Here is an 8,949-nt window from a genome sequence, read left to right on the forward strand (position 1 = left end):
TTTTCCTAGTGTTTAAGGAAAGGAATAAATATGCTGAAAACTATCGATTCCTTGGGGGATTTACGCGGCAAGCGCGTTTTGGTGCGTTGCGACTTTAATGTGCCCCTCAAGGACGGCGTCATTACTGATGACGGGCGTATCCGCGCGGCGCTACCGACCTTGCAAAAGTTGCTGGACAGCGGAGCGAAAGTTATCACTATGGCTCACCTGGGGCGTCCTAAAGGCCAGGTCATGCCCGAATTTTCCCTAGCTCCAGTAGCGCAGCGCCTCGCAGAGCTGATTGGGGTCAAGGTTACTCTGGCTCAGGACACGACCGGTGAGGACGCGAAAGCGAAAGCTGCCGCCCTAGCCACCGGCGAAATCCTTATGCTGGAAAACGTCCGGTTCGACCCTCGTGAAACCTCGAAAGACGACGCCGAACGCGCTGCTTTCGCCGCTGAAATGGCGGCGTTGGCGGATTGCTACGTGTCCGATGGCTTCGGGGTAGTGCACCGTAAGCAAACCTCGGTTTATGACGTGGCGAAACTGCTGCCCGCAGCGGCTGGTTTCCTGGTGTTAAAGGAAATTGAGTCCCTGCGCAAGGCCACCGAGAACCCGGAGCGTCCCTACACGGTGGTGCTGGGCGGCTCGAAGGTCTCTGACAAGCTCGGCGTTATCGCGAACCTGTTGACGAAAGCCGACACCCTGTTGATTGGCGGCGGTATGGCGTTTACGTTCCTGGCGGCGCAAGGATATGCGGTAGGCAAATCCCTGTTGGAGTCCGACCAAATTGACACCGTGAAAGGCTACCTGGATCAGGCGAAGCAAAACGGAGTCGAACTGGTGTTGCCGGTAGATGTCGTGGTGGCTCCCGAGTTTAAGGCTGACGCTCCAGCGACCGTAGTGGCCGCCGATGCTATCCCCGAGGGCCAGATGGGCCTAGATATCGGGCCGAAATCGGGCGAACTCTTTGCCGCGAAGATTGCCGAGTCAAAGACCGTGGCGTGGAACGGGCCAATGGGCGTGTTCGAGTTCCCGGCTTTCGCGGGCGGCACTAAAGCGGTAGCAAAAGCCTTGCAGGATGGCACGGCCTTTGGCATCGTGGGCGGCGGGGACTCCGCAGCAGCGGTGCGCCAACTGGGCTTTGACGAGTCCAAGTTCAGCCACATCTCTACCGGTGGCGGAGCATCACTAGAATTGTTGGAGGGCAAGGTTTTGCCCGGTATTGAAGTATTGGAGGCCTAAACATGGCACGTATTCCCCTGATGGCAGGCAACTGGAAGATGAACCTCGACCACCTCGAGGCGATTCAGTTAGTCAATCAGCTGAACCTTGATCTGCAAGATCATCGTCACGACTTTAGCAAGGTGGAGGTGGCGGTCATTCCGCCGTTTACCGACATTCGTTCGGTACAGACCACCATCGACGGCGACGATATGAAGATTAAGTACGGCGCTCAAGACGTCTCCACCCACGATAACGGTGCCTACACCGGCGAAGTGTCCACCGCGATGCTGACCAAGCTGGGCTGCACCTATGTGGTGGTCGGTCACTCGGAACGCCGCGAATATCACCAGGAAAGCGATGCTGTCGTTAATGAAAAGGCGCGTAAGGTTCTGGCGGCGGGTATGGTGCCGATTATCTGCTGTGGTGAGGCTCTCGAGGTGCGCAAGGCCGGAAAGCACGTCGAGCACGTTTTGGCTCAGATTGAAGCGGGTTTTGACGCTATCCCCACTCCGGACGCCGCCAAGTGTGTGGTCGCCTACGAACCCATCTGGGCGATTGGCACGGGCGAGACTGCGACCCCGGAAAATGCCGAGGAAGTTTGTGGAGCCATTCGTGCCAAGCTGGCCGAGCTTTACGGTCAGGAAACCGCTGACGGAATCCGCGTCCTCTACGGCGGTTCGGTGAAATCCGCGAACGTGGCTGAGCTCATGGCTCAACCCAACGTGGACGGCGGCCTGGTCGGCGGCGCTTCTCTGAAGGCTGAAGAATTCGGGAAAATCTGCCGCCTCGGCGAGTAACGCCGCTGGCAGGACACCCTAAACTCTCTCGGGGAGGCTATTGATAATCAGTAGCCTCCCCGAGAAAATTTTTCATACTAACTGACCGCATTGCGGGGTGGCATCGCCGAGCAAAAACAAAGTTATATTGAATTTGCGCGCCATCGTGGAAGGAATCTCAATCATGAATGCAAAGGCAGGATTGCTGGCAGCCGTACTGTTCGCGGCCTCGTCCGGCGGGACGTTTTCCGCTGCGAACGAAACCACGATGGATTTTGAGACAACGCCCCAGGCTCTTCCTTCTGTCCAGGTGGCTAACCAGCAGCGCCTGGACGGAACGGACCGATACGAAACCGCCGTTAAAATCAGCCGTACAATCTTTCCTGCTTCGGTGCTCACGGCTGTGCTGGTCAGTGGAGAAAATTATCCCGATGGTTTGGTGGCGGGCGTCACTGCGGCGCGTTTGGGCGCCCCCTTGTTGCTGACCACACACTCCAGTTTGAACCCATCGACCGCAGCTGAGCTAAAACGGCTCAATCCCAAGCAAATCCTGCTGGTGGGCGGTTCGGGAGCACTCGACACGGGGATGGAAAACCGCCTGGGAATAATCCTGCCTGACACAAAGTTACTGCGAGTTTCCGGAGAGGACCGATACCAGACAGCAGCCGCAGTTTCGCAGCATTTTTGGGGGTCGGAAACTGATTCAGTGATGTTGGTTTCCGGTAGCGATTTCCCTGATGCATTGGTGGCGGGACCGGCTGCGGCACGCCTGGGAGCACCGCTGTTGCTGAGCAATCCTGCGGGTTTCGATGCCACAACCTTGACAGAACTGAAACGCCTGAAACCCCAAACCGTTTACGTCATCGGGAAAAAACTCCCTTCCGGCGCCTCAGCCCAGCTCCGGGAATCTCTGCCGGAGGTTTCCCTGGTGTCTGTGGGCGGAGCTGACCGTTTCGATACGGCATTCAATGTTTCCCAGCAGTTCTGGGGCCAAGGCTTTTCCGGGGCGTTGGTGACTTCGGCCCAGAACTTCCCGGATGCTCTATCCGGGGCGGTTCTGGCAAAAGCTGCGGGGTTGCCGGTTTTGCTCAGCGGACCGACGTGCAACAGTCAGTCGGTAGTCAAGCGCCTTTCGACAGTAGAGACCAAAATCGTCCTCGGAGGCACTGGCGCTGTGTCGAATGAGGCGACAGGAAAAGTGTGCCCGCCACCGGTGCGGCCCACGGATATAGTCCCTGGACAAAACCACATCTATGCTGCGCAAAGCTACGTTTATCCGGCTGGGCAGGTGCAGGACTGGCTGTTGCGCCGCCAAGCCTCGCCGACCTACCCCCAACAAAAAGTCGTGTTCCTGACTTTTGACGATGGCCCCTCCGCCATTACCGCCCAGAACCTGCAGACTTTAGCGAGCCGCGAAGTTCACGCCACTTTCTTTGTGGCAACAAATCAGCTGGGCAGCGCCGCTACCCAACAGATTTTGCGCCAAGAGCTGCTCAATGGTCATGCGGTGGCGGTGCATACCGCCTCGCATAACTATCAGTATCTATACCCTCGGCGCGTGTGTTCGCCGGCGAATGTCGGGGCTGATTACGCGCGGGCGGTCGATACGGTGCGTTCGATTTTGGGTCCCCAGTGGGGGACCGGCGCTTTCCGTTATCCGGGAGGACAGATGTCGTGGCGCGGCATGGGACCTTGTAACCAGTTGATGGCTTCACGTGCAATGACGTGGATAGATTGGAATGTGGAAATCGGGGACGCGTTGAGCCGATCGTTGAATGCCAACCAGCTGCTGAATCGAATGCGCTCACAGGTTCCGCGTACCGGAAACGTGGCGGTCGTGCTGATGCACGATTCAGCGCCAAAAAAGGCTACCGTTGCGGCACTGCCGAGCATTATCGACTACTTTGCTGCACAGGGCTACAGTTTTGGCATCATTGGCTAGCCGCCAAGCGTTGCGGCTAGCAGGCGTTTCTGCTGATACCCCTAGGAATGCAGGTTCGGCAGGACGAAAACGCCGGTGTTTAGCGCCACGCCCGCCAGTGCCGCCCCGATACAGACAAAAATGACCACGCCAACTAGCAGCGTGGCTTTCACGGCGTACCCAAAGTCAAACTGAGGTTTCCAGGTATAGCCGATGGTGTCCATGATGGCGGTGGAAAATGTCGTGTATGCTCCCAGGAAACCGGCCTGCAGCACGTCCGCCACCGTGTGCGTGGGCAGCTGGGCTTGCAAGGGCCCTCCCATGACGACATCGAGCCACGGTGCGGTCGCGACCCAGCCCACCAGGAAACACCCCGTGATGTTGACGAAAATAATTCCCCAGCCGCCCCACAAGCGCTTCCCGGTCACGGTTTCACTGGGGTGTTTGGCGCTGCGCCTCTCTCGGAACATGTCGATGAGGCGTGTGGACAGTTTGTCCAAACCAAAGCGGGCGGCCGCGCCCAGTCCTCCGCCGAGGGCTATAAAAAGGGGAATCATGCCGACCTCCCCGTGTTGTTAGCGCTGGTCGATGCTGGTGCTGGGTCAGAAGGCCGGGTGGGCGCGTTTTCCAAAAACTCAGTGGGCGGTGCGGTGGAGGCAGCCGCTGTGGACAAGGGCGGCAGGGAGGTCGGGTCGTTAGCATTGGGCAGGGTAAAGTCGGCGGGGGAGTCGCGGTAGATGTCGCCGGACACAAAAGCCCGTCGGGTCCCCAGCCACAGCGCAAACAGCCCCACCGGCAGAGCCACGGCAAACATGGCAATCAGCTCCAGCAAGTGCCCCAGGTGAAACTGTTGATAAACCACAATCTGCCACACCGGACCCCCGTAAGTCCCCAGTCCACCGCAAAATCCGGTGCCAACCGTCAGCTTCAGGGCTTGGGTACGGTGACGATGCGGATTAGACACCAAACGACCCGTCAAATATGCCAGCACTACCACCGAAATGAGGTTCAAGATCCAGGTGTCGATGTTGACTCCACCGCCCCCGACAATGACTCGGCAAAGGCCCTGGCAATTCGGCGAGGACGACACACTATGGGCTACCAAAGACCCACCCCAGCGCAGCAACGACCCTAGTGCACCACCGATAAAGACAGCGGCGGTGGCGCTGAGAGGGGATAAATCTTTGGGTGTTGCGGTCACGAAATCATCTTAATACCCGGGTCGTGGTATCATTGCAAGGCTGAGTTCATGAACAGATAAACACAGAGGAAAACATGTTATTTGCTTTCAACATCGTGGCACAGGTGCTTTTGGTTATCACCTCGCTGCTGTTGGTTTTGTCCATTTTGATGCACAAGGGTCAAGGCGGCGGCATGTCCGATATGTTCGGCGGCGGCTTGACTTCGGCTATGTCCTCCTCCGGCGTGGGCCAGCGTAACCTGAATATTTTGACCGTGGTGGTGTCTCTGGTGTGGCTCTTTGCCATCGTGCTGTTCGCTTTCACCATGGATAAGCCGGCGGCGCCTGACGCCAAGGCTGGACAAACACCTACCACTCCCGCGACGGCTCCCGCCAATCCGACGACACCGGCATTACCGACCAGTCCCGCTCCGGCGCAAAAGTAAGCCGCACTAAAACTTAATAGTGGAAGCCCCGGATATATTCCGGGGCTTCCACTGGTTTCTAGGGCTTTTGCTTAGGCTTTCGCCAGGCTCTCTTTCGCTTTCGCGACCACGTTTTCCACGGTAAATCCGAAGTGGGCAAAGTTATCCGCACCGCTTGCCGGAGTACCGAACGTTTCCACCGAGACGGCTACCCCCGCGTCGCCCAGATAGCGATACCACGGCATCGCCAGTCCAGCCTCGATGGACACCCGGGCGCGGATTGACGCGGGCAAAACCGATTCCCGATAGGCCGCGTCCTGTTCCTCGAACCACTCCAGGCACGGCAGGGAAACGACCCGTGCCGCCACGCCCTCCTGAGCCAGCTGTTCTCCGGCCTGCAAAGCCAGAGCGACCTCGGAACCGGTCGCCAGCAAGATGACCGCAGGATTGTCCCCAAAGTCCTTCAGCACATAACCACCGCGCGCCACATTGTTGGCGCTGGCCAAGCCGGTGTCCGCCCCACGTGCGGGATTGGGCAGCTTTTGACGGCTCAACGCCAACCCAGCCGGGCCGCGCCGCCGCATAATCTCTAACCAGGCATACGCGGTTTCCGCGCCGTCCGCGGGACGTACCACCGCCAGGTTCGGAATGGCACGCAAGCTGGTCAGCGTCTCTACCGGCTGGTGGGTCGGTCCGTCCTCGCCGACCCCGATAGAGTCGTGGGTCCACACGTAAGTGACCGGTAGTTTCATCAGCGCTGAGAGGCGCACCGCCCCGCGCATAAAGTCCGAGAATACCAGGAAAGTCCCCGCGTAGGGGCGGGTTAAACCGCTGGTCGCGATGCCGTTGAGAATCCCTGCCATAGCGTGCTCGCGCACCCCGAAGTGCAGGTTACGTCCCCATTCGCTGACGTTCGTCCACGCTTTCGTGGCGCGATCAGCGGGAGCAAAAGACGGTTCGTCGGCGATGGCGGTGTTGTTGGAGCCTGCCAGGTCCGCGCTGCCGCCCCACAACTCGGGTAGCACGCCGGCCAAAGCATTGATGACCTTGCCGGAGGCGGCGCGGGTGGCGATTGCGCTGCCGGGCTCGAACTGCGGCAGTGCTGACTCCACATCGGCGGGCAGCTCTCCATCCTGCAGACGTTTCAGCAACGCGGCCTGCTGCGGGTGGGCTTGCTGCCAGGCGGCAAAGCGCGGGTCCCACTCAGCCCGGAACGCCCGGGCACGCTGGGCGACGTTTTCCCTGGTCGCAGTGACAATTTCGGCAGGAATGTCGAACATCTTAGTGGGGTCCAGTCCCAGCGCGGTCTTGAGACCTTCCAGCTCTGAGGAGCCCAGAGCGGAGCCGTGAATGCCGCCCTGATTCTGTTTGTTCGGCGAAGGCCAGCCAATAATGGTGCGCAACTTAATAATGGAAGGCCGTTTCGTCTCGGCTTTTGCGGCCTCGAAAGCGGCGAACAGAGCCTCCAGGTTTTCCACGTAAGACCCGTCGTCTTGCACCCAGGACACTTCTTGGTAGTGCCAACCCTGGGATTCAAACCGGGCGCGAATATCCTCAATAAAGGCAATATCAATATCGTCCTCGATAGAAATCCGGTTTTCGTCATATAGATAGATGAGGTTTCCTAGTTCCTGAGTACCCGCCAGAGACATCGCCTCGTAGCTGATGCCTTCCTGCAGACAGCCGTCCCCGGACACCACATAAATGCGATGGTCAAAGGGGCTTTCGCCGGGAGCCGCGTCCGGGTCCAGCAGCCCGCGCAGACGGCGCTGTTCCATCGCCATGCCGACCGCAGCCGCGATGCCGGTGCCCAAAGGTCCGGTAGTGACTTCCACACCGGGCTGGTGACGGTATTCGGGATGGCCGGTCAACAGCCCGCCCGCTTGACGGAACTTTTTCAGGTCCTCCAGCTCTATCCCGTAGCCAGCCAGGAATAGCTGCACGTACTGCAGAGCCGAGGCGTGCCCGGCACTGAGAACGAAACGATCGCGACCCAGCCACCAGGGGTCTGCCGGATCACTGCGCATCACATACTGGTAAAGCAGGTAAGCGGCGGGAGCCAGAGAAATTGGGGTTCCCGGGTGTCCGTTGCCGGCATTTTCTACCGCGTCTGCCGCCAGGGCTTTGGCGGCGTTAATAGCCTGTTTGTCCAGTTCACTTGCCACAAATGTCATAACTCATCACCTAAATTATCGGAAAGTCGGATAGATACTCGCGGATTTTGTCCCCGTCACTCGATACTATAAAAAAACCGGGTGAAAGGGGGAGGATATGGGCTCGCGACCTGCCCCCGATTTTGCGTATCCGGAACGGCTGGACCCTCAACCCTACTTGGACTATCTGGCGGTGGAACGCGGCGCGTCCCCGCATACCGTAGCGGCTTATACTCGGGACCTGCGGCGTTACGTGGCGTTCCTGGTCGACGTCGGTGTCAACAGTCTCGATGAGGTGACCTTGTCGGTTTTGGAGTCGTTTGTACGTGCGTTGGAGGCAGGCTTTGACGATTATGCCGCGGTGGCGCCCTCCTCGGCACGCCGCGCCATCGCCAGCGTGCGCTCTTGGCATCGCTATGCTTATGAAATCGGTGCGGCTCGCTCGAACCCGACGAAAGGCATCGCGCCTGCCAAGGTCAGCGCCCATTTACCTACGGTGTTGACCGTGGAAGAAGTCCAGGCACTGCTGGAGGCCGCTAGTGCGCCCGGCGACGATAATGCGTTGCGAGATCGGGCGCTGCTGGAGTTCCTCTATGCGACAGGAGCTCGGATTTCCGAGGCGGTTAATCTGGCGGTTGACGATATAGACCTCGATGAGGAGATTCCGCTGGTGCGTCTGTTTGGCAAGGGCCGCAAGGAACGCCTGTCCATGTTGGGTCACCTCGCCAAAGATGCCCTGGAAGCGTACCTGGTGCGGGTGCGCCCGGGCTTGGCAGAAAAAGGTCATTCACAAGGGCGGGTCTTTTTGAATACTTTGGGGCGGCCTCTCAGTCGGCAAAGTGCCTGGGCTATTATCCAGGCAGCGGCGCAGCGCGCCCAGATTACGGTTCCGGTTGGCCCCCACACCCTGCGGCATTGTTTCGCTACGCACCTGTTGCAAGGCGGCGCGGACGTCCGGGCGGTGCAGGAATTGCTGGGTCACGCCTCGGTTACTACCACCCAGATTTACACGAAAGTCTCGAACGATATGCTCCGCGAAGTCTACGCTTCAGCACATCCGCGTGCGCGATGGCATCGCGAAGCGAGTGAGCCATCGCGTTAACGGCGGAGGCGGCGTAAAAGCGACGTCCGGGGGACGTCGCGCTGCCGGAGCTCCAGGCAGGAAGGGGCATCGCGAAGCGAGTGAGCCATCGCGTTAACGGCGGAGGCGGCTAAGAGCGACGTCCGGGGGATGTCGCGCTGCCGGAGCTCCAAGCAGGAAGGGGCATCGCGTAGCGAGTGAGCCATC

Annotated in this window: 8 protein-coding genes; 5 read left to right on the top strand and 3 right to left on the bottom strand. The window is 59.3% G+C overall.

Annotation, left to right across the window (positions count from 1 at the left end):
- Nucleotides 1-33: 33 nt before the first annotated feature.
- From pgk to Q0X47_RS07350, 3 genes are all read left to right on the top strand, one after another.
- On the top strand, nucleotides 34-1,224 hold the full coding sequence (gene pgk / locus Q0X47_RS07340; RefSeq protein ID WP_297724436.1) for a phosphoglycerate kinase: 1,191 nt from the start codon (nucleotides 34-36) through the stop codon (nucleotides 1,222-1,224).
- Between the two features lie 2 nt (nucleotides 1,225-1,226).
- A complete protein-coding gene (tpiA, locus tag Q0X47_RS07345; RefSeq protein WP_297724413.1) occupies nucleotides 1,227-2,003 on the top strand; it encodes a triose-phosphate isomerase in 777 nt (258 codons plus the stop codon).
- Between the two features lie 163 nt (nucleotides 2,004-2,166).
- Nucleotides 2,167-3,924 (top strand): cell wall-binding repeat-containing protein, encoded by a 1,758-nt coding sequence (locus Q0X47_RS07350; protein WP_297724416.1) that lies wholly within the window; start codon nucleotides 2,167-2,169, stop codon nucleotides 3,922-3,924.
- 41 nt (nucleotides 3,925-3,965) lie between these two features.
- On the opposite strand, the gene Q0X47_RS07355 is transcribed toward Q0X47_RS07350, so the two are convergent.
- Nucleotides 3,966-4,460: a CrcB family protein gene (locus Q0X47_RS07355; protein WP_297724419.1), complete on the bottom strand. Its 495-nt coding sequence runs from the start codon at nucleotides 4,458-4,460 to the stop codon at nucleotides 3,966-3,968.
- Nucleotides 4,457-5,104, bottom strand: coding sequence for a CrcB family protein (locus Q0X47_RS07360; RefSeq protein WP_297724422.1), 648 nt, complete (start codon nucleotides 5,102-5,104; stop codon nucleotides 4,457-4,459). The genes Q0X47_RS07355 and Q0X47_RS07360 overlap by 4 nt, the downstream gene beginning before the upstream one ends.
- A gap of 74 nt (nucleotides 5,105-5,178) precedes the next feature.
- Here Q0X47_RS07360 and secG point away from each other — a divergent pair, with 74 nt between their 5' ends.
- Nucleotides 5,179-5,529 (top strand): preprotein translocase subunit SecG, encoded by a 351-nt coding sequence (secG, locus tag Q0X47_RS07365; RefSeq protein ID WP_297724425.1) that lies wholly within the window; start codon nucleotides 5,179-5,181, stop codon nucleotides 5,527-5,529.
- Nucleotides 5,530-5,600: 71 nt separating this feature from the next.
- On the opposite strand, the gene tkt is transcribed toward secG, so the two are convergent.
- On the bottom strand, nucleotides 5,601-7,682 hold the full coding sequence (gene tkt, locus Q0X47_RS07370) for a transketolase (RefSeq protein ID WP_297724428.1): 2,082 nt from the start codon (nucleotides 7,680-7,682) through the stop codon (nucleotides 5,601-5,603).
- Between the two features lie 97 nt (nucleotides 7,683-7,779).
- On the opposite strand from tkt, the gene Q0X47_RS07375 reads away from it, so the two are divergent.
- Entirely contained in the window at nucleotides 7,780-8,763 is a 984-nt protein-coding gene (locus Q0X47_RS07375) for a tyrosine recombinase (RefSeq protein ID WP_297724430.1), read from the top strand.
- Nucleotides 8,764-8,949 lie beyond the last annotated feature (186 nt).

Source organism: uncultured Mobiluncus sp. (assembly GCF_947254095.1).
Taxonomy (GTDB): Bacteria; Actinomycetota; Actinomycetes; order Actinomycetales; family Actinomycetaceae; genus Mobiluncus.

Bases quoted from the DNA above. Each gene is read 5' to 3' on its own strand.
- tpiA (WP_297724413.1), top strand. From the start codon at position 1,227: ATGGCACGTATTCCCCTGATGGCAGGCAACTGGAAGATGAACCTCGAC.
- Q0X47_RS07350 (WP_297724416.1), top strand. From the start codon at position 2,167: ATGAATGCAAAGGCAGGATTGCTGGCAGCCGTACTGTTCGCGGCCTCG.
- Q0X47_RS07355 (WP_297724419.1), bottom strand. From the start codon at position 4,460: ATGATTCCCCTTTTTATAGCCCTCGGCGGAGGACTGGGCGCGGCCGCC.
- secG (WP_297724425.1), top strand. From the start codon at position 5,179: ATGTTATTTGCTTTCAACATCGTGGCACAGGTGCTTTTGGTTATCACC.
- tkt (WP_297724428.1), bottom strand. From the start codon at position 7,682: ATGACATTTGTGGCAAGTGAACTGGACAAACAGGCTATTAACGCCGCC.
- Q0X47_RS07375 (WP_297724430.1), top strand. From the start codon at position 7,780: ATGGGCTCGCGACCTGCCCCCGATTTTGCGTATCCGGAACGGCTGGAC.